Genomic DNA, 22642 nt, shown 5'->3' on the forward strand with positions numbered 1-22642 from the left:
GGTCAAAGTGTTGTCCTGAATCTGTGCGACAGTGTCCGGAACCCGCAGGAAGGTAGAGCATGCCCGCACAATCGAAAGAGCAGCTGATTAAAGTGACGCAAAGCGAGTGGCAGAAATTCACTGCGATGATTGGCAGATTTGACCCTGAAACTGCGATGCAACTTTTTGACGACGGCCTTTGCCCAAAGCATATCGTCGGCCATCGCGCCCATTGGATTGATCTGTTTTTCACCTGGTATGAGGCCGGGCAGCGCGGCGAACATCCGGTCATTCCGGCGGATGGGTATAAGTGGAACCAGTTGCCGGAATATAATGCAGAGTTGCGGAAGGCGCAGGGGGATCTGTCCTGGGAAGAGGTCTGCGCAATGCTTGAAGGGCAGCACGCAAGGTTGCTTCAGTTTCTGAACGGTCAGAGTGATGGCGCGTTATATGGCGGGCCAATGCCGGGCGGTGGGAATAAGTGGACAACCGGGCGCTGGGCAGAGGCTGCCGGGGCAAGCCATTACCGGTCGGCGGCGAAATATCTTCGGGCACAATTGCGTAAGCGGTAAGCCTTATTCGCTCAGCTCGTGTTCCAGAAAACGTTCGAAATCGTCAAGGTTTACGGCCTCAAAATGGCCAAATCCCTGCATCCAGGCAGACGCATCACGCAGGGCGGTTTCTTCGATCCGACACCATTTTACACGGCCTCGTTTTTCCTGACTGATCAGGCCCGCAGCGGTCAGAACGCTAAGGTGTTTTGAGATCGCCGCCAGCGACATATCAAAGGGTTCCGCCACATCTGTGACGGCCATATCGTCTTCCAGCAACATCGTCAGGATCTGGCGGCGGGTGGCGTCAGAGAGGGCTGAGAAAATGATATCAAGATTTGCGGCCATGTCACCGGGCTAATGATTGTCAGGCAAAAGGTCAACTGTCCGGCGTGTTGGGGGCAAGGCTGGTGCAGATGGTTTTCTGCAGGCTGCGCACCGGGGGGGATGGTTTTGGGGCGCAACGCAGGATGTAAGAAAGTTCTGGCATTTCAAGCATTTGTGCGTCCAGGATTTCCATGTCATCGCTGATGTATCTGGCCGGCAGAAGCGCGACGCCAAGCCCGGCCAGCACGGCGGAACGGATCCCGGCGGAGCTTGCGCATTCCAGCACAATTTCAAGCCCGCAATCAGGTGGGGTGTTCAGGGCGCGGTTCTTGTAGAAACAATCAGCGTCATAGGAAAGGAAGGGCAGGGGGCGGGTCATATCCAGTTGCAGATCCCGGGACCGGACCCAGTGCAGGCGGTCTTTGTACAGCAGCTGATCGCCTGGAAGAACCTCATCTGAAAAGACTTGCATCAGGGCGATGTCAATGTCGCCGCGCCTGATTTTATCATCCAGAACAAGGCTTTGGCGTACATGGGTGCGCACGGATACATCCGGGTGCAGGCGGGTGAAACGGCCCAGGATTTTTGACAGATCACCGCTGGTGATGTCTTCGGTCATGCCCAGGCGGATCTTGCCTGACAGCGCACGGCGCGAGAGACTGGCGAGGGCTTCGTCATGCAGGGAAAGGATGCGTCTGGCATAGGTCACAAGGCCGCTGCCTTCCTCTGTCAACAGGGGGGCGCCGGGGCGGCGCGTGAGAAGCGGACAGTTCAGGTGATCTTCTAACCGTTTGATTTTATGACTGATTGCCGATTGTGACAGGGGCATGTGATCCGCCGCGCGCGTGACGCCGCCATGATCGGAAATGGCGCAGAGGGTTTGCAGGGCGTCGATATCAAGGCGGGGCATGGTAATCTCCGGTATATGACAAAATCAGATGTGAATATGAAAATGTCCCATTTGATTCATATCATGACATATGCAAAAACACATGGAAACCCCGTTTAAAGGACTGAAAACATGAATAAATCCCGTCTTGTCAGCATTTTTGAAGTCACTGGTTCCGTGCTGGCGATGATTTATGCGCTGCTGATTGCGTCCAATACGGGCAACGAAGTGCTTGGCTTTTCACTGCTTTTGCTGTCTGCCCTGTTGTTTGCGGGGTGGGGGTATCTCGACAAAAGATGGGCGTTTCTGGCGTTGCAGTTCTTTTATGCCACCTCTGCAATCATCGGGCTGATCCGCTGGGGCTGAGGGGCAATATCGCCGTAAACATCCCATGCACATTATATGCACAACCTATGCATATCGGGCGCGCGGTGGTCTGACGTGGCTTTAATCTTTTCCCGCCATGATGTCTGCGAAGGATCAGACAGGCGGGAATGAAATGTCACATTTTTACGGAAGCGAGATGCCGAAACCTCCAGGGGTGCCGCGCAAAAAGAACGAACTTTACACAGGCTATATGCTGGATGCGATGGCGCGGCTGGAATGGGATATGCACCATGAAATCGGCGTGCGTCAGCGCATCCCCCGGGCATGGCGTGACATCTGGGCAGAGCGGGCGGAACACCGCAAAAAGCGCATCACCATTGGCATTGATGAGAATGTGCTGAAGTTTTTCAAAAGCATGGGCACGGGCTATCAGACCCGGATCAATGAGGTGCTGCTGGCCTTCATGTATGCCCGCCTGGCTGGTTTCCTGGAAATGCTGGAAACCCCGACGGCCTATCGTGATCTCGTGAAAGAGCAGCCGCAATGGGGCGATATGCAGCGCAATCTTGACGCAAGCGAGGCCCGGCTTGAGGCCCTGAAAGCAGAGCAGGCGGAACAGGATAAGGATTGATCTGGCGAGGCGGGTGGTTTCGTGTATGGGTTGTGTGAATGATTGATTTTACACACCCATGTCTGACCCTGCCGCTGATCTCTGTAATCGGAGTGATCACCTCACTGGCCGGGATCGCGGTGATTGAGGGGATTATGAAAAAAGAAGAGACGGACGAGAAAGTTCATTTTCTGGCGACTGCATGGGGTCTGTTACTGCTGAGTGGGATGGTAATTCTCGCCTGTGGGGCGGTGTTTTTTGGCGCAGAAGAATATTGGGAGACCCCAGAAGCTGCCGGACAGGCCGGAGATATGTTTGGGGGCCTTACTGCGTTGTTCTCAGGATTGGCCTTTGCGGGACTGATTGCGGCGCTGTTCACCCAAAGGCAGGAGTTGATCACGCAGCGGAAAGAGCTGACGCTGCAGCGCAAAGAGTTGGAGCAAACTCGCAATGTTTTCCAAAGGCAGAAATTTGAAAGTACATATTTTCATCTTCTGAAGCTGTTTCGTGATTATGCCGAAACTACGAGTTGTCAAAGGGGCGATTTTAGCAATCGTTGTGCTGTGAATACCCGCAGAGATGTGTTCACCGGTCAGGCACTTTTGCGCGAACTGGCTGCGGAGAGTGTACAAGGCAAGTTCCCTAGGGAAGCTGATTTAGATAAATTTGAGGGTAAAACCCTGAGGGAGTTCAAAGCGTGGTACGACGAATGCGGCGATTTTTTCCTTGGGCCTTATTTCAGGCTTCTCTGGAACTGCGTGCGTCTGGTGGATGAGCAGAAAACCCATGATATGAACGACAAAGAAAAGCTTGGTTTCGTACGGTATCTCCGTTCGACTTTGTCACCTGCAGAAGTGAAGCTTCTAGCGCTCTATGGTTTGTCTGAAGTTGGCAGAAAAGTCGGAGATGAAAACATCGCGCGCTATCAGTTGATCAAATATCTGAAGACTAAAGATGTTGAGGGCTATCCATTCCTTGTAACCTCTTACGACCCTGAGGCGTTTGGCGATCGGTACGACACAGTAGAGGATGCGATGCGTCGGAGCACGAGCCGAAATTCTGACCGGGAATAATAATGGCGCAGCCCCTGACCCTGGGTGGGGGTGAAACCCCCTCCCGTGGGGAGGGTCGGGGGCTGTTCGGGCTTTGCCCGAACCGGGTGTCATTCACGCATTGACATTCCCCCGGGAAAAGCCTGTTCTGCGGCAAAATGAGGGGCGCGGGATATGGCTTTTAAAGACTGGATGGTGATCATCATCCTCGGCATTGGCTGGGGGATGTCATTTGTGTTCAACGAGATCCTGTTGCGCGAGCTTGGGCCGGTGACTGTGTCACTGGGACGGGTGAGCTTCGGGGCGGCGGGGTGCTGGGCCTGGGTCTTGCTGACGCGCCGCAACGTGCCCCTGACACGACGCCTGGCGATGGAAATGCTGGGCTTTGGCGCGCTGAGTTTTGCTTTACCTTTCGCGATCTATGCCCTGGGCCAGCAAAGTATCGCTGCCGGTATGGCGGGGATCATCAATGCGATGACGCCGGTGATGGTGGTGCTGATTTCGCATTTCTGGCCAGAGGGCGAACGCGCAACCGGGCCGAAGACCCTGGGCGTGTTGTTTGGCTTCCTGGGGATCGTGATCCTGGCGCTGCCGGTGTTGCAGCGGGGGGAAAGCTCTGCTTTTCTGGCGATCCTGATCACCATTGGCGCGCCGGTCTGTTACGGGATTTCCGGCAATCTGGCGCGGCGGTATAAGGCGATTGATCCGGCGGTTCTGGCGGCGCTGGGCCTGACGGGGGCGACGGTTCTGATTGCGCCGCTGGCGATCTGGCACGATGGTTGGCCCATGATCACCCGGGCGGAAACCTGGGGCGCGCTGATGGTGATCGGCTTTGTCCTGACCTCAGCGTCCTTCATTGCTTTTTACTGGGTGCTGCCACGGGTCGGGCCGACGAATACGTCAACCGTGACCTTTATCGCGCCGATTTCCGCGGTGCTGCTGGGGGTATATCTGCTGGGCGAAAGTATCCGTTTTGAGCAGGCCCTGGGCATGGCTGTGATCTTCTGTGGGCTGCTGGCGATCGATGGGCGGATCCTGAAGCGGATCAGGGGCGCGCGCTGATCACGCGGATCAGGCGGTAGCGGTAATATCCGGCATCCGCAATGTATTCGCCTGGCGCGGCACGCAGGCTGCGTTCGATTTCCAGCTCATAGGTTGTGCCGGCTTCATGGGTGAAGCCTTCGATGCCCTCGTAGAAAAACTGCCCGTCCACCACGAGACATTTCATCGGGATCAGCCCCTGACAATCTGCGCGTTGCGGGGCGACGGATACTGTCAGGCGCTGGGGCACTTCTGCCTTCAGCGCATTTGTACCGGACGGATTGCCCGCATCTTCCGTACAGGCACTGAGGGCGGTTGTCAGAAGCAGGGCAAGGGGTGTGAGGCGCAGTCGGGTCATGGAGATTCCTTTATCTCCTGGCAGGGTAGTCAGCTGAATTTCCGGTGTGAGGGGAAAACATCGCGCAAGTTCCCTCGTGTCACAGCATGGGATGCCTGGGGGCTGGTGTCTGACGGGGCGGGGGTGTCAGCCCGATGTCGCGGGCCAGATGCGTGCCCAGCCGCCGGGCCAGGTGATCCGGGTTGCCGGTGCGATACGGGCGGGGATGGCGTTGTAGCCAGATGAGGTTGCGAAACCAGTGCGATGATGCGGATTTAATATGTGAAAGTTTCATCAGAGACCTGAATGTTATTGTTCTGATGCCAGTCTGCCGCCCCTGCCTGGCGTTGACAAAAGCTGCTATGCGACACAACATGTGCAAAAAAGGCACAAGTCATATGTATCGGAACCTTCCGTCTCTGAATGCGTTGCGGGCGTTTGAAGCTGCGGGCCGTCATGGCAGTTTCTCGGACGCGGCAGTGGAGCTGGGCGTTAGTCATTCCTCTGTCAGCCGTCATATCCGGGGGCTGGAGCTGCGCCTGGAGGTGCAGTTGTTCCGGCCACAGTCGCGCGGGGTGGTTCTGACGGATCAGGGGCAGGCTTATTTGGCGCAGCTTTCACCGGCGTTTGATGCGATTGCCGAAGCAACGGACAGTCTGCATCCCCGGAGCCAGAGCCGCATTACCGTGAACAGTGATCCTTTGCTGGCAGAAAAGTGGCTGATGCCCCGGCTGGGGGCGTTTCACCAGTTGCATCCGGATATTGAGATCCGGCTGGAAACCTCAACCCGTCTGGCGCGGCTGGATCAGCATGAGGCCGATATGGCCCTGCGGTTTTTTCGCTATTCTGAGGCGGCGGGTGCGGCGCCGTTGTTGTTTGATTCACCGCTGAGTCCGTATGGGCTTCAGGCGTTAGGTGATGCTGCCCGGGATCCGCGCTGGTTTTTATCGGTACAGCGTCTTGTGGATCGGGATGGTGACCCGTGGCGGGACTGGTTGCAGGCGGCGGGCATTCCTGCAGGTGATGTGCCGGACACAAAACGTTCCCTGAAATCACCCCCGTTGGCGATTGCGGCGGCCCTGGCCGGGCAGGGGGTGATCCTGACCGGGCCGGAACTGATCCCTGGCGAGTTGGCAGACGGCCGGTTGATCCACCTGTCAGATGTGACGATACAGGCGGGCAGTTATAATCTGGTGTTGCGCGAAGGGGCCGCGCGCCGGCGTGGTGTGCGACGGTTTACCGAGTGGCTTTTGGAGGAGGCCAGGCAGTTTCGGGAAGGGCCCGGTGCGGTATAGTCAACCGGAAAGTTAAGTAACGGGGATTCCGGCTGTTAGCGTGCAACAGGCGTTCCGGTGTGAACCGTGTGTAACTTCGGGTCTATTTTTTATATTTGTTTACAATGACTTATCGAGTGAAAACTTTCCTCAATACTCTGTTGACTCTGAACCACTGCGCCCCTAGGTTCACCGCGAGTTTCCAAAGGGGCCATCTTGATGTCTGACCAGCCCGATCCCGACCGCCTTAAGGCGCTTGAAAGCCGGATCGACGCGCTGAAGCAGACGCAGGAAGATGCCCCACGCAAGGAATATCATCACTCGATGGCCTCAGTTGCCTGGCGGATGGTGACGGAACTTGTGGCTGGTCTGGGGATCGGCTTTGGGATTGGATTGGGATTGGATGCGGTCTTTGGAACGAAGCCATTCCTGATGATAATATTTTTGCTGGTGGGCTTTGCTGCAGGTATCCGGGTTATGATCGGAACCGCGCAGGAACTCCAGGAACAGAGAATGAAAGCAGCGGCTGCTGCGGATGAGACACAGGCGGATGAACCCGCCGCAGAGACGACGAAGGATTGACCATGGCAGCGGAAGCAGCAGGACCGAGCGGATTGCAAATTCACCCGATGGATCAGTTTATGATCAAGCCGTTGTTCGGGAATGGTGAAATCGCTTTCTACACACCAACCAACGTGACACTCTGGATGGCTCTGGCCATTGTTGCGATTGTTGTCTTGATGGTTGTGGGTACAAGCAGCCGCGCGATTGTGCCGGGTCGTCGTCAGTCCGTTGCAGAGATGGCTTACGGTTTCATCTATAAAATGGTTGAAGACGTTGCCGGTAAAGATGCGGTTGGCTTCTTCCCATATATCATGACCCTGTTCATGTTTATCGTGTTCTCAAACTTCCTTGGTCTTCTGCCGATGAGCTTTACCACAACATCCCATATCGCAGTGACTGCGGTTCTGGCGATGCTGGTGTTCCTGGGCGTGACCATCATCGGTTTCGTGAAAAATGGCGTCAGCTTTCTTGGCCTGTTCTGGGTGTCTTCCGCACCACTGGCCCTGCGTCCGATCCTGGCCATCATCGAAGTCACATCTTATTTCGTGCGTCCTGTCAGCCATTCTATCCGTCTTGCGGGTAACGTTATGGCCGGCCACGCGGTTATCAAAGTATTCGCAGGCTTTGCCGGTGCCATGGGCATCGGGGCGATCCTGCCAATCGGTATGATCACTGCGGTATATGCACTCGAAGTTCTCGTAGCCTTTATCCAGGCTTACGTGTTCACCATTCTGACCTGTGTGTATCTGAAAGATGCACTGCACCCATCACACTAAGGGCTGGTCTGAACTACTACCTCAACTTCCAATCGTAAGGAGAATTATTATGGAAGGCGATCTCGCACACATCGGCGCAGGCCTCGCAGGCATGGGCACAGGTATTGCAGCACTTGGTGTTGGTAATGTTGCAGCCAACTTCCTGGCTGGCGCTCTGCGCAACCCATCCGCAGCTGCTTCCCAGACTGCTAACCTTTTCATCGGCATCGCTTTTGCAGAAGCTCTGGGGATTTTCTCTTTCCTCGTAGCACTGCTGCTGATGTTCGCTGTTTAAGACCTGACAGAACATTCCTTACGCACGGGTGGGTCTGCTAAGATCCACCCGATGTATACGAAGGCTCTGAGGGGACGACATGGCTAATACAACAAATACGGCGGACGCGTCTCAGGATGCTTTTCGTGCAGCTGAAGAAGCTGCCGGTGGCCTGCCACAGCTGGAACTGTCAACTTTCCCAAACCAGATTTTCTGGCTTGCGGTCACGCTTGTTGTCATTTTCTTTGTGCTGTCCAAAGTGGCATTGCCACGGATTGCATCTGTTCTTGCTGAACGTCGTGGCACCATCACAAATGACATTGCTGCTGCTGAAGATCTGAAAGCCAAAGCGCTGGAAGCTGAAGAGACCTATAACAAGGCGCTCGCAGATGCCCGCACGGAAGCTGCACAGATTGTTGCAGACACCAAAGCAGAAATTCAGGCGGATCTTGATAAAGCGATTGCGAAAGCAGACGCTGAGATTGCAGCCAAAGCCGCGGAAAGCGAAACTGCTATCGCTGACATCCGCGCCGGTGCTGAAGAGGCTGTGAAAGCAGTCGCGAAAGACACTGCCAAAGAAATCATCGCTGCACTGGGTGGTAAGGCTGACGGCCGTACCGTGACCTCTGCTGTGACTGCGCGGATGAAAGGGTAAGAGCATGAAAAAACTTTCCGTTCTTTTTGCACTTGCTGCCACGCCGGCTTTTGCCGCGGGTGACATTCCGTTTTTCTCTCTGTTCAACACTGACTTTGTTGTTCTGATCGCTTTCCTGGCTTTCGTTGGTATCCTGCTGGTTGCCAAGGTTCCGGGTCTGCTGGGTGGTCAGCTGGACGCGCGTGCCGAGGGCATCCGTTCCGAGCTGGACGAAGCCCGTGCGCTGCGTGAAGAAGCACAGACACTGCTGGCCTCTTACGAGCGCAAGCAGGAAGAAGTGAAAGAGCAGGCTGACCGCATCGTTGCGCATGCAAAGATGGAAGCTGAAGAAGCTGCAGAGCTGGCGAAAGAGGAGCTGAAAGCTTCTATCGCACGTCGTCTGCAGTCTGCTGAAGATCAGATCGCATCTGCACAGGCTGCAGCTGTGAAGGAAGTCCGCGATCGTGCGGTTTCCGTTGCTGTTGGCGCCGCTGGTGATCTGTTCGTGAAGAACATGACCGCTGCGGAAGGCAACGCAATGATTGATGCAGCGATTGCAGAAGCAGAACAGCGTCTGAACTAAGACGTTCAAAAGCGAATTAGAAAACCGGTCTGCGTTCTGCGCGGGCCGGTTTTTCTTTTTTGTAGGGGGAAACGCGAAAGGCAATATGGTTACCGGATCGTGGCCGTATATACGCACGGGTTGTTTCGAAAAACAACGGAGGTATCATAGGGTGAATCTTTAATTTAATTTTTGGGAGAACCTCTGTGAAAAATCTTGCTGCCTTTGTCCTGTTTGTCAGTCTTCTGGGGTGTTCTCCGCCGGAAAGTGCCTGGAGAGCAGCTGGAGGGGACCAGCTGGGCGCCTTAACAGCTTGACCTAGAGATGATACCGAGCAAACGACCCAACCTCCGGACGAAAGCAATCAGAACGAAGGTAATACTGAACAAACTTCATCGGATACAGAGGGGGCGGTCGGGGAAGCGGTTTGCGGCCCGAATGCGGAAGCTGCTACATCCGTTGAACTGATCAATTTCAACGCCCGGCTGGCGCAGGAGCTTCTTAAAGAAGCGGATGGACTTTCACAACGGCAGGGCGTTTTGAATGGTGTTCTTCTACTGGCAACTTTATCCGTCGTGCATGACGGTGGTCTGGGGGGAGATTCTGATGCGTTGTCAGATGCTGTACTGATCGCGCTTGGCTGGTCTCAGGCGGTGCGCTATCTGAAGCTCGACAGTACCGCAAACGCCTTCACAATAGCCTCAGAAGAAGCCGCCTGCCTGGCATCAACCGCAACGCAGATGTTGGGAAAGACGCAGGTCATTACAACGTCGACCACAACAACAGAGTCTGGCACAGGCACAGCGCGCAGAGTGGAAACCAGCCAAAATCGAAACATATTAGAGCTGGAGTACAACGACAAAGCTGTGCGCACTGCCCTTTGGGAAATGTCGTTGCGGGTACGGGCGGATCTGTCACGCAGTCTGATCCGGCCAACACTGGGCGTTGTGAGGCTGGTGACAGACATGATCAGCCGCAGTGAGGAAGGAGAGCTTAAGGCAACTGTTGCTATGCTGCAAAACCAGCAGCGGGCACAGGCAGAACGCACGCGTATTGAAGCGGAGTTGGGACGAGAATCCGCAATACAGAATGAACGCTACCGTTTGCTGGGATGTTTTACCCGTGGCGTGCCGCCTACACTTTGATCGGTTGCGGGTTTGAACAGAAAAAAAGCCCGCTGGCCGGATGGCGCAGCGGGTTTTTCATGTCTTATGTCAGGCTGATCAGCCTTGCAGGGCACGGACCCCGAGGGCGTCTTCGCGCATGGCTTTGATCGCCTGAGCCGCGGCGTGGGAGCCGGCGGCGGTGGTGAAGTAAGGGATCTTGTCGTTCAGGGCCACCGCGCGGATTTCGCGGCTGTCTGATACGGCCTGATTGCCCTCTGTGGTGTTCATCACCAGCTGGATTTCACCGTTTTTCAGCATATCCACGATGTTCGGACGGCCTTCATAGACTTTATTGACCGTGTCGCAAGTGACGCCTTGTTCTGACAGCCAGGCAGCGGTGCCGCGTGTGCCGACAAGCGTGAAGCCCAGATCCGCAAGAATACGGGCTGCATCAATCATGGTTTCAGTTTTATCCGCATCCTTGATCGACACAAATGCACGACCTGTCGATGGCAGTTCCATGCCAGCGCCCATCTGGGCTTTCAGGAAGGCACGTGGGAAGGAACGATCCCAGCCCATGACTTCACCGGTGGACCGCATTTCAGGGCCAAGCAGCGTGTCGACGCCCGGGAAGCGTGCGAAGGGCAGGACCGCTTCTTTCACGGAATACCAGGGCATTTCTTCCGGGTCGGCCAGGCGCATTGGATCGCCCATTGGCTCTGGGTCACCCTTTGCAGCGTCCTTAGGGTAGGGCGGGCGTTTCGGGAAGTTCGACAGGGATTCACCGGCCATGATGCGCGCCGCGATGGATGCGATGGCGCTGTCGGTGGATTTGGCCACAAACGGCACGGTGCGGGAGGCGCGTGGGTTGACCTCGATCAGGTAGACCACATCGTCTTTCACGGCGAACTGCACGTTCATCAGACCCTTAACGTTGAGAGCAAGAGCAAGGGCGACGGTCTGACGCTTGATCTCGTTGATGATGTTTTTATCGAGGTTGTAAGGCGGCAGGGAACAGGCGGAGTCACCTGAGTGAACGCCGGCTTCCTCAATGTGCTGCATGATGCCTGCGACATGCACGTCAGTGCCGTCACACAGCGCATCCACATCGAGTTCAACTGCGCCTGCAAGGTAGCTGTCGAGCAGAACAGGGCTGTCGCCGGATACAACCACAGCCTCTTTGATGTAGCGTTCCAGCTGTGGCATGTCGCGCACGATTTCCATGGCGCGGCCACCGAGAACGTAAGACGGGCGGATCACAAGTGGGAAGCCGACTTCTTTGGCGATCTCAAGGGCTTCTGCGTCGGTGGATGCGATGCCATTGTGCGGTTGCTTGAGGTCAAGAGAGTTCACCAGGGCCTGGAAACGTTCACGGTCTTCGGCCAGGTCAATCGCGTCCGGCGTGGTGCCCAGGATCGGGATGCCTGCAGCTTCCAGATCATTTGCCAGTTTCAGTGGTGTCTGGCCGCCGAACTGCACGATCACACCATGCAGCGTGCCGTTTTCCTGTTCAACGCGCAGGATTTCCATGACGTGTTCGAATGTCAGCGGCTCAAAGTACAGACGGTCTGATGTGTCATAATCGGTTGAAACTGTTTCCGGGTTACAGTTGATCATGATGGTTTCATAGCCCTGCTTTGTCAGCGCGTAACAGGCGTGACAGCAGCAGTAGTCAAACTCAATCCCCTGACCGATACGGTTCGGGCCACCACCAAGGATGACGACTTTTTTCGCATCACTTGGGCGGGCTTCGCATTCCACGTCGCCAAGAGCAGGCGCCTCATAGGTGGAATACATATAAGGGGTCTGGGCTTCGAATTCGGCAGCACAGGTGTCGATGCGCTTGAAGCTGGCGGTGACGTTTTTCAGTACGCGGGCTTTGCGCACTTCAGTTTCGGTCATACCAGCAAGGATGGCCAGGCGGGCGTCGGTGAAGCCAAGCATTTTCAGATCACGCAGGCCGCGTTCATCTGATGGCAGGCCGTTTTGCTTCACGCCTTCTTCCGCATCCACGATTTCACGGATCCGGTCGAGGAACCATGGATCAAAAGCGGTGGTCGCCTGAATTTCATCATTGGTCAGACCTTCACGCATTGCCTGTGCAATGGTGCGCATGCGGTCTGGGGTTTGTTTGCTGATCGCTTTGATCACGGCGGCTTTGTCGGGTGCGCCTTCGATCTCGACCTCGTCAAAACCGGTCAGACCGGATTCCATGGACGCCAGTGCTTTTTGCATGCTCTCATGGATGGTCCGGCCAATCGCCATGGTTTCACCGACGGATTTCATCGCGGTGGTGAGGTAAGGTTCAGAGCCCGGGAATTTTTCAAATGCGAATTTCGGGATCTTGGTGACGACATAGTCGATGGTTGGTTCAAACGATGCCGGTGTCACGCGGGTGATGTCGTTGTCGAGTTCATCCAGCGTGTAACCAATGGCCAGTTTCGCCGCGATCTTGGCGATCGGGAAACCGGTTGCTTTGGACGCGAGTGCAGAAGAACGGGATACGCGCGGGTTCATCTCGATCACGATCATGCGGCCGTCTTTTGGGTTCACGGCCCATTGCACGTTGGATCCACCGGTTTCGACGCCGATTTCGCGCAGCACGTTGATGGATGCTGTGCGCATCATCTGGTATTCTTTGTCGGTCAGGGTCAGGGCCGGGGCGACAGTGATGCTGTCACCGGTATGCACACCCATTGGGTCGACGTTTTCAATTGCGCAGACGATGATGGCGTTGTCGGCTTTGTCGCGGACAACTTCCATCTCGTATTCTTTCCAGCCCAGAAGGCTTTCATCCACGAGGATCTGGTTCACGGGTGACGCATCCATGCCAGTGCGGCAGAAGTGGATGTAATCTTCACGGTTATACGCCACACCGCCGCCGGTGCCGCCAAGGGTAAAGGCCGGGCGGATGATGGCGGGCAGGCCGATGTCTTCCAGATCGTTCAGAGCGATCTGAACACCCGCATCGAGATCGGCAGTTCCGTCTGCGTTCTTAGGTGCGGTGACGATGGTTGCGCGCGGGTTCTCAAGGCCCAGACGATCCATGGCTTCGCGGAACAGTTTCCGGTCTTCCGCCATTTCAATCGCTTCGCGTTTCGCGCCGATCATTTCCACGCCGAATTTTTCCAAAACGCCCATTTCTTCCAGCGCAAGAGAAGTGTTCAGCCCGGTCTGGCCGCCCATTGTTGGCAGCAGCGCATCGGGGCGTTCCTTTTCAATGATCTTGGCGACCATTTCCGGGGTGATGGGTTCGATGTAGGTTGCATCCGCCAGTTCCGGATCGGTCATGATCGTCGCCGGGTTGGAGTTCACGAGGATGACACGGTAGCCTTCTTCACGGAGGGCTTTACAGGCCTGGGCACCGGAGTAATCAAACTCGCAGGCTTGGCCAATAACAATAGGGCCCGCCCCGATGATCATGATGGATGAAATATCGTCGCGCTTTGGCATGGTAGGCTCCCGGAATCACAAATTGTCGTGGTGTATAATTACATGAAGAGAAGGTGCAAGGGGGAATCGTTTTTCTGGGAGGAAAACATGGGGGTATCAGTGAATGATCACCATATAGGGCGGTGTGAGATCCGATTTGCTGGTCAGGCGGATATTGAGGGCAGCGCTGGCGCTGCGGAGGCTGCCGGGTATTAGGGTGTGCAGTGAGCAGATACCGGAATTTGCAAAACAGAAAATGTGTGAGCATTTACAGAATAGCAGTGGATTAATCGCATGCACCAACGCCGGACATACGCCGATCTTTAATTAAGAAGTACCCGTTGAGTTCGCCCACGAGAACTTCCCCGCGACTGGCGAGATACATATATTGCGTCTCTGTTCTTCGCTCTCTCGTAACGACCAGGCTGGTGTCCAGCTCATGAATGCGCCCTGCTTCATCGACGACGACAAATTCTTCCTCCCGCAATGTCAAACGAGCGTCAGACAATGGCATGTCAGTTGTCACCGCAAACAGGTCATCATGCACATGTTCCGAAGGAACTGCATCGGCAGCCTGTCGACGTGGTAAAACCCACAATTCACCGACCTCTGCATCATCAACCCCGGCTAATCTGCCTTCCCCAAGTCTCATGTAATCTGCATAAACATTATCAAAATTCTGCTCATTTTGGGGCCGCCAGACTCCCTCAGAACGTTCCAGATGAACCAGATATCGCCCGGTATCCGGTGCAGTCATATGCACATCAATCAGCAACCTCGGGGGATTGTTGAGAAACACTGCGTTTTTAAAAAAATCCCGCTCTCCCAGATCCAGCGATCCGACATAGTGAATGGTTTGATTTGCGTCGATCAGATAAATTTGATTGTCAACTTCTGACCCTAAGAAAGTTAAATTTAACTCCGGAAAATCAAAGACTGTTGTTATCCATTCGTCAAGGCCATCAATTCGGGTCGCTGTTTCATTCTGAATTTTCAAAACAGAAGGAAGACGTTGAGACGTATTTATGCTGGAATTTTCGAAGCTCTGTGTTGTGGTTAGTATTGCATTCAATGGCGTAGACCACCAAAGTTTTTTCGCAAATCTCAAGTTTTCTGGCGCTGCGATCTCGGTCCTGGAGAACTCTCCCGTCTCGGGGTTTTGCCGAAAGAATTCGCGCTGCCCAAAAGCACCACCTAATCCAACGACATCATTCTCCGGTGTCACAAAAACAAAAGGACTGTCAGACAAGTCCGGGAAATCAGCGGTTATGGTTACAAATTCGTTGCCAACCAGTCTCGCAACCTCAAAATCATTCCTGCCAGTGCGTAGAACATATAGATCATTTTTCGGAATAGCGGTCTGAACAACTGAGCTAATACTAAATCCATAGCCGCTCTCTATCTCAAATGGCGTGTGAACGGCCTGAATGCAAAACCGTTCAGAGTATTGTTCTGCGCTAACATTTTGCGTCATAAATAAAATAACGACGACTGAAAATCTAATCACTCCATGCACTCCTACACGATATTTTGAGGTTGCCGGTTTATGGAATGTTTGCCGAAGACTCGCCTGGAGTGCAACCAGCATTGCTGGTAATCGCTACCGCAAGATCAGTAGTATGCGACTGTGTTCGACAATGGAGGTGGGTATTATCAAGAACTGGGTGCATCGCCTCACATCCTCAGAAAATACGAGCCTTTCAACAGAATTAGGTTGAGTGCCGTCATTGGGTGTAGAAATCTGGTGGACTTTGGATAGGTCAGTTTTTGTCGCAAATAGTCGCTCACAGCAGGTTGCCTTTTGCATCCGCCCCCCTACTTAAGGGAGACACCTCTGTTCCGGGAGCACTCTGCCTATGTCCGCCGCCCTTCATGAAGACTTTGGGATTGAAGACCACAATTGCGCCCGGCAGAGGCGTGGGTTGCTGGCAGAGTTTCTGTTGTTGTTCGTCGCTGTTCCGGTGGTGGTGGCGGTCTGGATGCCGCCGACACGCATGTTTGCGGCACTTGGGGTGTTCATGTTGCTGGGGCTGGTGCTTCTCTGGCGGACGCCCGGATTTTCCTGGCGCATCATGTTTCAGGGCTGGCGAAACATGCAGATCGGGCCGGTGGTGGCAATTGCTTTCGCGGTTGCGGGGGCAAGTTACGCGATTTTGATGCAGAGCGCACCAGAGCGCCTGTTCGCGATGTTGAAATACCGCCCGGAGATGATGCTGGTGATCGCGGTGTTCTATCCGCTGGTGTCGGCCCTGCCGCAGGAGCTGATCTTTCGGGTGCTGTTCTTCCGCCGCTATAAACCCGTGATCCCGGCAGGCGCACGGGGTGTCTGGTTGAATGCGGCTTTGTTTTCACTGGCGCATCTGATGTACTGGAGCTGGGTTGTCGCGATTATGACCTTTATTGGCGGTCTGATCTTTGCCTGGGCCTATAAAACCCGTGAAAGCCTGCCGCTGGCGATTGTTCTGCATTCGGTTGCAGGTGTCGTCCTGTTCGCTTTCGGTATGGGCGTTTATTTCTATTCCGGCGCGGTGGTGCGGCCGTTCTGAGGCATCAGAACAACCCAGAAAAATAAGATCAGGTAATAGGTCGTTGAGACCAGCGTGCCGTGAACCCAGTGAAGACTTTCAATCGGATGTATTGTCAGATTCAACAGCGAGAATGCCGGGAAAACCAGACAGCCCACTGAGGCCCAGACCCCATGCCGGATCAATGCCGGGAATGCGGGGGACAGGAACAGTGGCATCAGGTAATAATGTGCCCAGCTGAAAGGGGCGAAAAATCCGGACCAGAGAGTGATTGCGATCATCATCCGCAGCAGGCGTTCCTGCCTGCCGACTCCCCGGTGCAGGGTGGGTGCCCGGAGGATCAACACCAGTCCGGAGACCATAAGAAGAGGGGGGGCAAATTTCATCCAATCCGGTTTTGCCACAGTAAACAACCCAGGCAGATGGTCTGGCAGTGGTGGCGCAAGATCTAAAACAGAGGCCCCGATATACAGAGGCACTTCAAGATTAAAATTCAGAGAGCTGAGGACAACAGTATTTTTGAGATTTGAAAGTTCGTGCAGAAAATCCAGATGCAGCTGCACACCTGTCAGGACAAAGCTGAGGACGGCCAGTGAACCGCTGCAGATCAGGAAAGCCATCAGGGCGCGCCACTTGCGGTCTGCAATGAAAATGACAATGAAAAACAGGGGCAGAAGTTTGATGGCTGCGGCAATGCCAAGGACTGTGCCCGCCAGGACTGCACGGCCCTCACTGTACTGCCAGAACGCCAGTATCGTCAGGGCGAAAATTGTAATCTGTGGCTGATTGTGGAGCAGTGCAAGAAACAGAGGCAGAGTGAACACACCGGCCAGCAAAACGAGCAGGATCCAGATTGGAAAGCGTGGCTTGCGGGCAGGAGACAGTTGGAAGCAGAGATAGAGCGACAGTGTGAGAAGGCTCAGCTGGATGATCAGGGTGATGTTTGAAAAACTCTGCACATCCATAATTCTGGTTACCGGCGCCAGCAGAGCGGCCCAGAGCGGCGGGTAAACATAGGGCAGTTCCGGAGATCGGTATTTCCCAAAAACACTGTCCTGGAAATCCAGAGATGAAATAAGGATGCCTGAGGGGTGTGATATATCTCCGGCGGCAGGAGGGCCGAAAATAAGGGTGTAATTTCCTTTGCTGAAATGATCAGCAGCCTGGTAGATTGCACTCAGATCGCCGTGGCGGATGCCGTAAAGCATGTTCAGTGTAAATGTGAAGAATATCAGAAGAAAAATCACTGAAATAAGCACATGTATCCGATTTTGCATGCAGGTCCGATCATTGTCTCAAATGTAGTTCTGAATTCACGGGGCAACTTAGGCTTGTGGCGGGTGAATGTCTACATCCATTCAGGGATACGAAAAAGCCCGCCTCTTTGCAGAGACGGGCTTCGCAGCAACGGTTAAGGGAGTTTAACCGATGTCGAAAGACACACCCTGCGCCAGCGGCAGTTCGCGTGAATAGTTCACGGTGTTGGTCTGACGGCGCATGTAGGCTTTCCACGCGTCTGATCCGCTTTCGCGCCCGCCGCCGGTTTCCTTTTCGCCGCCGAAGGCACCACCGATTTCCGCACCGGATGTACCGATGTTCACATTGGCAATGCCACAGTCAGAACCCATGGCCGACAGGAAGGTTTCCGCTTCGCGTACATCCAGGGTGTAGATGGTGGAAGACAGGCCGGCGCTCACGTCGTTTTGCATGTCGATCGCGTTTTCCAGGTCGCTGTAAGGCATGACATATAGAACAGGCGCGAAGGTTTCTTCGCAGACGATGCCTTTCTGTTCCTTCAGTTCAACCATCGCCGGGCGGTGATAATAAGCGTTCGGATGGCCTGCATCCACGCGTTCACCACCGGTGACTTTGCCGCCCATGGCCTCTGCCGCTTCAATCGCAGCAGTCATGGCTTTGGAGGCGTTCTCATCAATCAGCGGGCCGACAAGGCTGTCGGTTGTCAGGGGTGAACCCACGGTGACGGATTTATAGGCCGCCGCGAGGCGTGGCACGAATTCGTCCCAGATGCTGTCATGCACGAAAACGCGACGTTGGGATGTGCAGCGCTGACCAGCCGTGCCCATGGCGCCAAACGCGATGGCGGCAAGTGCCATGTCCTGATCGGCGGATGGGCAGACGATGCCGGCGTTGTTGCCGCCAAGTTCCAGGATGGATTTGCCAAAACGTGCCGCAACGCGTGGACCAACTTCACGGCCCATACGGGTGGAACCGGTGGCGGAAATTACAGGCACATCGGTGCTGTCGACCAGGGCTTCGCCAAGATCGCGATCCCCCAACAGAAGTGTGTGCAGACCTTCGGGTGCGTCATCGCCGAAACGTGCGATAGCGCGGTCAAGAACAGAGGCACAGGCAAGGGAAATCAGCGGAGTTTTCTCGGATGGTTTCCAGATCACCGGATCACCACAAACCAGCGCGAGCGCTGAGTTCCAGGACCAGACCGCCGCCGGGAAGTTAAAGGCCGAAATCACACCAACCGGGCCGATCGGATGGTATTGTTCCATCATGCGGTGGCCGGGGCGTTCAGTCGCAATGGTCAGACCGTAAAGCTGACGAGACAGGCCGGTTGCGAAATCGCAGATGTCGATCATTTCCTGGATTTCGCCCAGACCTTCGGAGGTGATTTTGCCAACCTCGATGGAAATGATGCGACCCAGATCTTCTTTTGCAACGCGCAACTCTTCGCCCAGCAGACGGACCAGCTCGCCACGGCGCGGGGCCGGGACCATGCGCCAGGCTTTGAACGCGGTTTTGGCTTTGGCGATACCGGCTTTGGCATCCTCCGCTGTCATATCGTTCACTGCAGCGATTTCTTCGCCGGTGACCGGGCTGATGATTTTGCGGGAGCCGCCGGTGTAAGCGGATTTATCCACGCCGAGGCGGGAAAGGATTTCTGCGATTTCCTGGGAGACGTCCATGTGAGGATCCTCTGAAAGACTGAATTTGCAGTGAGTGTAGCAGGTATCTCTTAGGAGGAAAACAAAGGAAAATTCCCGTATGGATGCGTAAATGTAATGAGAGGCCCGGAGTTTTTCAAAAACTCCGGCACAGATTTTTTGAAAAAATCTGATCTGCCGCTGAAACCTATGGTCAGATCCCCTTTGAAACCTTGGTCTTGACCCAGCGTGAGAAAGCCTGTGCAATGGGGGAGGCCATGCCGGCTGGCGTCACGATCCAATAGGCATTCTCTGTGATCATGGTTTCGCCGGGCAGGGTGACAAGCGCGCCGCTGTCGAGCTCGTTTTCGATCAGATAGCGCGGCAAAAGCGCAGCGCCCAGGCCATGGGTGGCGGCGGAGATGATCATGGAGAACTGATCAAACAATTTGCCCCGCGGGAAATCCGGGCTTTCGACACTCTGCATCCGCAGCCAGTCGGCCCATTGGCCAGGGCGGGTTTCCAGATGCAGCAGGGGCGCATTTGCAATGTCATCGGCTGTGGCGCTGGTCAGGTTGTGAGCTTTGATAAATTCGGGGGAACCGACAGCGAGGATTTCTTCGCCACAGAGACGCGACATCTGGGTGTCGGGCCAGTCCGCTGATCCGTGGTGGATCGCCAGATCGAATCGTTCTGCATCAAAAGAAAACGGACGCAGACGGGTGGACAGGCTGATTTCAACCTCGGGGAATTTTGCTTCAAAATCCGGCAGGCGCGGGATCAGCCAGCGACTGGCGAAAGTAGACAATGTCGCGATGCGCAGGCTGGTGCGTTCATTTCCAGCGGCAACCGCGCGGCTGACAGTTTGCTTCAGGCGATCCAGATCCAGGGCCAGCGCATGGGCAAATTCACCCCCGGCATCAGTCAATGCAACCCGTCGGCCATTGCGGCGAAACAGGGTAAAGCCAAGCTGCGCCTCAAGGTCTTTCACCTGACGTGAAACGGCGCTTTGGGTCAGGTGCAACTCTTCCGCAGCCAGGGTGAAAGACCCGTGACGGGCGGCACATTCAAACGCACGCAGAGCGGCGAGAGACGGCAGGGAGCGTGTGGGAATCATCGGAGATCCTTCATTCCTGAAACTCATGGATTATTGCGAACTTAGTTATTTCGGCATGAAGGGGCAATTGCTATCGTCACGTCAGAACGGAAATCTGCGCATAAGGATATGGCATGAAAAAGATCGCGACACTTGGTCTGGGTAAGGTTGGCACACTGGCAGCGACGCTTCTGAAAGAGGCGGGGTTTGAGGTGACCGGCGTGGATATGAACCTTGGTGGTCGTGATCTTCCTTTTGACACGCAGGCGCTGGACCTGTCTGACGCGACCAACCTGCGCCCCCTGTTCGGCGAAGTTGACGCGGTTCTGTCCTGTCTGCCTTATCACCTGAACACCGCGATCGCGGGCGAGGCCCATGCGGCGGGCATCCATTATTTCGACCTGACGGAAGACGTGCCAACGACCCAGGCGATTATTGAGCTGTCTAAGACGTCCAAAGGCCTGATGGCGCCGCAGTGCGGCCTGGCACCGGGCTTTATCGGGATTGTTGGCGCGGATCTGATTGAACAGTTTGGTGACTGCCGCAGCTGTAAAATGCGCGTCGGTGCCTTGCCGCAGAACCCGACGGGCCTGATGGGCTATGCGTTCAACTGGTCGCCTGAGGGCGTGGTGAACGAATATCTGAACGATTGTGAAGTCATTGAAGGTGGTGAGCGCAAATGGGTTTCGCCGATGGAATGGCTGGAAATGCTGTATATTGACGGTGTGAAGCTGGAAGCTTTCACGACCTCTGGCGGACTGGGCACCATGTGTGACACATACCTCGGCAAGGTTGGTAACATTGACTACAAAACTATGCGTTATCCTGGTCACATGGATCAGATGAATTTCTTCTTCCATGAACTGCTGATGCGCGATCGTCGGGCGGAGGCCGGTGAAATCCTTGTGAACGCCAAACCACCTGTTGAGGATGATGTGGTTTACGTTCATGTTGCCGCGGAAGGCATGGCAGATGGGCGGATGCAGCGTAAAGAGTTTGTGCGCGGCTACCGCCCGATTGAGGTCGCAGGCGAGATGCGCACCGCCATTGCCTGGACCACTGCGGGAAGCGTGGTGGGCGTGATTGAAATGGTGCGTGATGGCGTGCTGCCGGCGAAGGGGTTCCTGAAGCAGGAAGACATCCCGCTGGAGGCATTCCTTGCGACAAAAACAGGCGGCCTTTACGCCGCAAAGGGTTGAACATGGCTGAACTTATCCGATCAGATCGCGCGGCGTCGCTGCAGCTGTCCGAGATTGTGAAAATCTCAGAGGCGGCACGCGCCCGCCAGGCCGAAGGGCATCCTGTGCTGACCTTTGGCACGGGTGAGCCGGATTTCAAGACACCGGAAAACGTGATCGCAGCCGCACATAAAGCGGCCCTGGCCGGTGACACGGGTTACCCGCCCACCGCTGGTAAACCTGCCCTGCGCGAAGCGATTGCCATGGATGCGGAACGCTTTTGTGGGTTCCGTCCTGAGATTGCGGAAATCATGGTGTCGACCGGTGCGAAACAGGTCATTCACAATGCTTTTGCGGCGACGGTGAACCCTGGGGATGAAGTCATCATGCCCGCGCCATATTGGACGTCTTATGCGGATATCGTGGATTTTTGCCAGGGTGAAATGGTCACTGTGCCTTGCGGTGCGGATCAGGGATTTCGCCTGACGCCAGATGCGCTTGAGGCGGCGATCACCGATAAAACCCGTTGGCTGATGCTGAACACGCCGGGCAACCCGTCGGGTGCGATGTATTCCGGTGAGGATCTTGAGGCGCTGGCTGAAGTTCTGCGCAAACACCCGCAGGTTTGGGTGATCGCGGATGAGATTTACATGCATATCACCTATGCGCCGTTCACGTCTTTCCGCAAAGCCGCGCCGGATCTGGCGGATCGCACGCTGATTGTGAATGGCGTGTCGAAATCTTACGCGATGACCGGCTGGCGTCTGGGCTGGGGCATTGGCCCTGTTGAACTGATCAAAGCCATGACAGCGATCCAGGGGCAGTGTACTTCTGGTGCGTCCTCCATTTCCCAGGCCGCTGCTCTGGAAGCCCTGACTGGCCCACAGAACCTGCTGGCGGAACGTTGTGATGCGTTTCGGGCGCGCCGCGATATGGTTGTCGATGCGTTGAACGCGGTGGACGGGATCACCTGCGAAGTGCCGGGTGGTGCGTTTTATGTCTACCCGAACTGTGAAGGGCTGTTTGGCCGCACGACATCTGGCGGGAAACTTATCGAAAATGACGCGGACGTCTGCGAATACATTTTGAATGAGGGCAATGTTGCGCTTGTTCCGGGCCGGGCCTTTGGTCTGCCGGGGCATTTCCGCCTGTCATATGCCTATTCTGATGCTGATTTGACTGAAGGCTGTGCGCGTATCGCGCGCGCCGTGAACGAACTTAAAGGAGCCTGAACC

General features: G+C 55.3%; 24 protein-coding genes. 15 read left to right on the top strand and 9 right to left on the bottom strand.

Features of this window, described 5'->3' with window-relative positions:
- Positions 1–59: 59 nt before the first annotated feature.
- Entirely contained in the window at positions 60–551 is a 492-nt protein-coding gene (locus tag H1D41_RS05335) for a ClbS/DfsB family four-helix bundle protein (RefSeq protein ID WP_228847915.1), read from the top strand.
- A gap of 3 nt (positions 552–554) precedes the next feature.
- Here H1D41_RS05335 and H1D41_RS05340 read toward each other — a convergent pair whose 3' ends face one another.
- Together H1D41_RS05340 and H1D41_RS05345 are read right to left on the bottom strand one after the other, a co-directional pair.
- Entirely contained in the window at positions 555–878 is a 324-nt protein-coding gene (locus H1D41_RS05340) for an ArsR/SmtB family transcription factor (protein ID WP_228847916.1), read from the bottom strand.
- Positions 879–909: 31 nt separating this feature from the next.
- Complete coding sequence (locus H1D41_RS05345) at positions 910–1767, bottom strand: LysR family transcriptional regulator (RefSeq protein WP_228847917.1); 858 nt, start codon at positions 1765–1767, stop codon at positions 910–912.
- 111 nt (positions 1768–1878) lie between these two features.
- Between H1D41_RS05345 and H1D41_RS05350 the strand changes: the two genes are divergently transcribed.
- The 4 genes from H1D41_RS05350 (at position 1879) to H1D41_RS05365 (ending at position 4797) form a co-directional block, all read left to right on the top strand.
- Positions 1879–2112: a hypothetical protein gene (locus H1D41_RS05350; protein ID WP_228847918.1), complete on the top strand. Its 234-nt coding sequence runs from the start codon at positions 1879–1881 to the stop codon at positions 2110–2112.
- A 157-nt stretch (positions 2113–2269) separates the two neighbouring features.
- Positions 2270–2704, top strand: a complete 435-nt coding sequence (locus H1D41_RS05355; RefSeq protein ID WP_228847919.1) for a BrnA antitoxin family protein — start codon at positions 2270–2272, stop codon at positions 2702–2704.
- 38 nt (positions 2705–2742) lie between these two features.
- Entirely contained in the window at positions 2743–3756 is a 1014-nt protein-coding gene (locus H1D41_RS05360) for a putative phage abortive infection protein (RefSeq protein WP_228847920.1), read from the top strand.
- Between the two features lie 153 nt (positions 3757–3909).
- Positions 3910–4797 carry a DMT family transporter gene (locus H1D41_RS05365; RefSeq protein ID WP_228847921.1) on the top strand — a complete coding sequence of 296 codons (888 nt, stop codon included), beginning with the start codon at positions 3910–3912 and terminating at the stop codon, positions 4795–4797.
- Here the strand turns inward: H1D41_RS05365 and H1D41_RS05370 are convergent.
- Together H1D41_RS05370 and H1D41_RS05375 are read right to left on the bottom strand one after the other, a co-directional pair.
- Positions 4781–5134, bottom strand: coding sequence for a DUF4377 domain-containing protein (locus tag H1D41_RS05370; protein ID WP_228847922.1), 354 nt, complete (start codon positions 5132–5134; stop codon positions 4781–4783). The two genes, H1D41_RS05365 and H1D41_RS05370, sit on opposite strands and share 17 nt — an antisense overlap.
- Before the next feature lie 79 nt (positions 5135–5213).
- The gene (locus H1D41_RS05375; RefSeq protein ID WP_228847923.1) at positions 5214–5408 is read right to left on the bottom strand and encodes a hypothetical protein; all 195 of its coding nucleotides are present in this window, start codon (positions 5406–5408) and stop codon (positions 5214–5216) included.
- Positions 5409–5511: 103 nt separating this feature from the next.
- On the opposite strand from H1D41_RS05375, the gene H1D41_RS05380 reads away from it, so the two are divergent.
- The 7 genes from H1D41_RS05380 (at position 5512) to H1D41_RS05410 (ending at position 10321) form a co-directional block, all read left to right on the top strand.
- Positions 5512–6408, top strand: coding sequence for a LysR substrate-binding domain-containing protein (locus tag H1D41_RS05380; RefSeq protein WP_228847924.1), 897 nt, complete (start codon positions 5512–5514; stop codon positions 6406–6408).
- A gap of 198 nt (positions 6409–6606) precedes the next feature.
- Positions 6607–6969: an AtpZ/AtpI family protein gene (locus H1D41_RS05385; protein ID WP_228847925.1), complete on the top strand. Its 363-nt coding sequence runs from the start codon at positions 6607–6609 to the stop codon at positions 6967–6969.
- 2 nt (positions 6970–6971) lie between these two features.
- The gene (locus H1D41_RS05390; protein ID WP_228847926.1) at positions 6972–7727 is read left to right on the top strand and encodes a F0F1 ATP synthase subunit A; all 756 of its coding nucleotides are present in this window, start codon (positions 6972–6974) and stop codon (positions 7725–7727) included.
- A 49-nt stretch (positions 7728–7776) separates the two neighbouring features.
- A complete protein-coding gene (locus H1D41_RS05395; RefSeq protein WP_107497195.1) occupies positions 7777–8001 on the top strand; it encodes a F0F1 ATP synthase subunit C in 225 nt (74 codons plus the stop codon).
- Positions 8002–8080: 79 nt separating this feature from the next.
- Positions 8081–8635 carry a F0F1 ATP synthase subunit B' gene (locus H1D41_RS05400; RefSeq protein WP_228847927.1) on the top strand — a complete coding sequence of 185 codons (555 nt, stop codon included), beginning with the start codon at positions 8081–8083 and terminating at the stop codon, positions 8633–8635.
- 4 nt (positions 8636–8639) lie between these two features.
- Positions 8640–9197, top strand: a complete 558-nt coding sequence (locus tag H1D41_RS05405; protein WP_228847928.1) for a F0F1 ATP synthase subunit B — start codon at positions 8640–8642, stop codon at positions 9195–9197.
- Positions 9198–9715: 518 nt separating this feature from the next.
- Positions 9716–10321 (top strand): hypothetical protein, encoded by a 606-nt coding sequence (locus H1D41_RS05410; RefSeq protein ID WP_228847929.1) that lies wholly within the window; start codon positions 9716–9718, stop codon positions 10319–10321.
- A gap of 78 nt (positions 10322–10399) precedes the next feature.
- Here H1D41_RS05410 and carB read toward each other — a convergent pair whose 3' ends face one another.
- A complete protein-coding gene (carB, locus tag H1D41_RS05415; protein WP_228847930.1) occupies positions 10400–13735 on the bottom strand; it encodes a carbamoyl-phosphate synthase large subunit in 3336 nt (1111 codons plus the stop codon).
- A 265-nt stretch (positions 13736–14000) separates the two neighbouring features.
- Positions 14001–15221 (bottom strand): hypothetical protein, encoded by a 1221-nt coding sequence (locus H1D41_RS05420; RefSeq protein WP_228847931.1) that lies wholly within the window; start codon positions 15219–15221, stop codon positions 14001–14003.
- A 349-nt stretch (positions 15222–15570) separates the two neighbouring features.
- Here H1D41_RS05420 and H1D41_RS05425 point away from each other — a divergent pair, with 349 nt between their 5' ends.
- On the top strand, positions 15571–16260 hold the full coding sequence (locus H1D41_RS05425; RefSeq protein WP_228847932.1) for a CPBP family intramembrane glutamic endopeptidase: 690 nt from the start codon (positions 15571–15573) through the stop codon (positions 16258–16260).
- On the opposite strand, the gene H1D41_RS05430 is transcribed toward H1D41_RS05425, so the two are convergent.
- The 3 genes from H1D41_RS05430 to H1D41_RS05440 all read right to left on the bottom strand — a co-directional run bounded on the left by H1D41_RS05430 (position 16230) and on the right by H1D41_RS05440 (position 20250).
- Positions 16230–17516: a glycosyltransferase family 87 protein gene (locus tag H1D41_RS05430; RefSeq protein ID WP_228847933.1), complete on the bottom strand. Its 1287-nt coding sequence runs from the start codon at positions 17514–17516 to the stop codon at positions 16230–16232. The genes H1D41_RS05425 and H1D41_RS05430 overlap by 31 nt on opposite strands.
- 144 nt (positions 17517–17660) lie before the next feature.
- On the bottom strand, positions 17661–19175 hold the full coding sequence (gene amaB / locus H1D41_RS05435; protein ID WP_228847934.1) for an L-piperidine-6-carboxylate dehydrogenase: 1515 nt from the start codon (positions 19173–19175) through the stop codon (positions 17661–17663).
- A gap of 172 nt (positions 19176–19347) precedes the next feature.
- Positions 19348–20250, bottom strand: coding sequence for a LysR substrate-binding domain-containing protein (locus H1D41_RS05440; protein WP_228847935.1), 903 nt, complete (start codon positions 20248–20250; stop codon positions 19348–19350).
- Between the two features lie 113 nt (positions 20251–20363).
- Here H1D41_RS05440 and H1D41_RS05445 point away from each other — a divergent pair, with 113 nt between their 5' ends.
- On the top strand, positions 20364–21428 hold the full coding sequence (locus H1D41_RS05445) for a saccharopine dehydrogenase family protein (protein ID WP_228847936.1): 1065 nt from the start codon (positions 20364–20366) through the stop codon (positions 21426–21428).
- Between the two features lie 2 nt (positions 21429–21430).
- Positions 21431–22639 carry a pyridoxal phosphate-dependent aminotransferase gene (locus tag H1D41_RS05450; RefSeq protein ID WP_228847937.1) on the top strand — a complete coding sequence of 403 codons (1209 nt, stop codon included), beginning with the start codon at positions 21431–21433 and terminating at the stop codon, positions 22637–22639.
- Positions 22640–22642: the final 3 nt, after the last annotated feature.

The organism is Halocynthiibacter styelae, assembly GCF_016123485.1.
Classification (GTDB): domain Bacteria; phylum Pseudomonadota; class Alphaproteobacteria; order Rhodobacterales; family Rhodobacteraceae; genus Halocynthiibacter; species Halocynthiibacter styelae.

Coding starts and splice junctions, on each gene's coding strand:
- H1D41_RS05335 (WP_228847915.1), top strand. CDS start 60: ATGCCCGCACAATCGAAAGAGCAGCTGATTAAAGTGACGCAAAGCGAG.
- H1D41_RS05340 (WP_228847916.1), bottom strand. CDS start 878: ATGGCCGCAAATCTTGATATCATTTTCTCAGCCCTCTCTGACGCCACC.
- H1D41_RS05345 (WP_228847917.1), bottom strand. CDS start 1,767: ATGCCCCGCCTTGATATCGACGCCCTGCAAACCCTCTGCGCCATTTCC.
- H1D41_RS05350 (WP_228847918.1), top strand. CDS start 1,879: ATGAATAAATCCCGTCTTGTCAGCATTTTTGAAGTCACTGGTTCCGTG.
- H1D41_RS05355 (WP_228847919.1), top strand. CDS start 2,270: ATGCCGAAACCTCCAGGGGTGCCGCGCAAAAAGAACGAACTTTACACA.
- H1D41_RS05360 (WP_228847920.1), top strand. CDS start 2,743: ATGATTGATTTTACACACCCATGTCTGACCCTGCCGCTGATCTCTGTA.
- H1D41_RS05365 (WP_228847921.1), top strand. CDS start 3,910: ATGGCTTTTAAAGACTGGATGGTGATCATCATCCTCGGCATTGGCTGG.
- H1D41_RS05370 (WP_228847922.1), bottom strand. CDS start 5,134: ATGACCCGACTGCGCCTCACACCCCTTGCCCTGCTTCTGACAACCGCC.
- H1D41_RS05375 (WP_228847923.1), bottom strand. CDS start 5,408: ATGAAACTTTCACATATTAAATCCGCATCATCGCACTGGTTTCGCAAC.
- H1D41_RS05380 (WP_228847924.1), top strand. CDS start 5,512: ATGTATCGGAACCTTCCGTCTCTGAATGCGTTGCGGGCGTTTGAAGCT.
- H1D41_RS05385 (WP_228847925.1), top strand. CDS start 6,607: ATGTCTGACCAGCCCGATCCCGACCGCCTTAAGGCGCTTGAAAGCCGG.
- H1D41_RS05390 (WP_228847926.1), top strand. CDS start 6,972: ATGGCAGCGGAAGCAGCAGGACCGAGCGGATTGCAAATTCACCCGATG.
- H1D41_RS05395 (WP_107497195.1), top strand. CDS start 7,777: ATGGAAGGCGATCTCGCACACATCGGCGCAGGCCTCGCAGGCATGGGC.
- H1D41_RS05400 (WP_228847927.1), top strand. CDS start 8,081: ATGGCTAATACAACAAATACGGCGGACGCGTCTCAGGATGCTTTTCGT.
- H1D41_RS05405 (WP_228847928.1), top strand. CDS start 8,640: ATGAAAAAACTTTCCGTTCTTTTTGCACTTGCTGCCACGCCGGCTTTT.
- carB (WP_228847930.1), bottom strand. CDS start 13,735: ATGCCAAAGCGCGACGATATTTCATCCATCATGATCATCGGGGCGGGC.
- H1D41_RS05425 (WP_228847932.1), top strand. CDS start 15,571: ATGTCCGCCGCCCTTCATGAAGACTTTGGGATTGAAGACCACAATTGC.
- H1D41_RS05430 (WP_228847933.1), bottom strand. CDS start 17,516: ATGCAAAATCGGATACATGTGCTTATTTCAGTGATTTTTCTTCTGATA.
- amaB (WP_228847934.1), bottom strand. CDS start 19,175: ATGGACGTCTCCCAGGAAATCGCAGAAATCCTTTCCCGCCTCGGCGTG.
- H1D41_RS05440 (WP_228847935.1), bottom strand. CDS start 20,250: ATGATTCCCACACGCTCCCTGCCGTCTCTCGCCGCTCTGCGTGCGTTT.
- H1D41_RS05445 (WP_228847936.1), top strand. CDS start 20,364: ATGAAAAAGATCGCGACACTTGGTCTGGGTAAGGTTGGCACACTGGCA.
- H1D41_RS05450 (WP_228847937.1), top strand. CDS start 21,431: ATGGCTGAACTTATCCGATCAGATCGCGCGGCGTCGCTGCAGCTGTCC.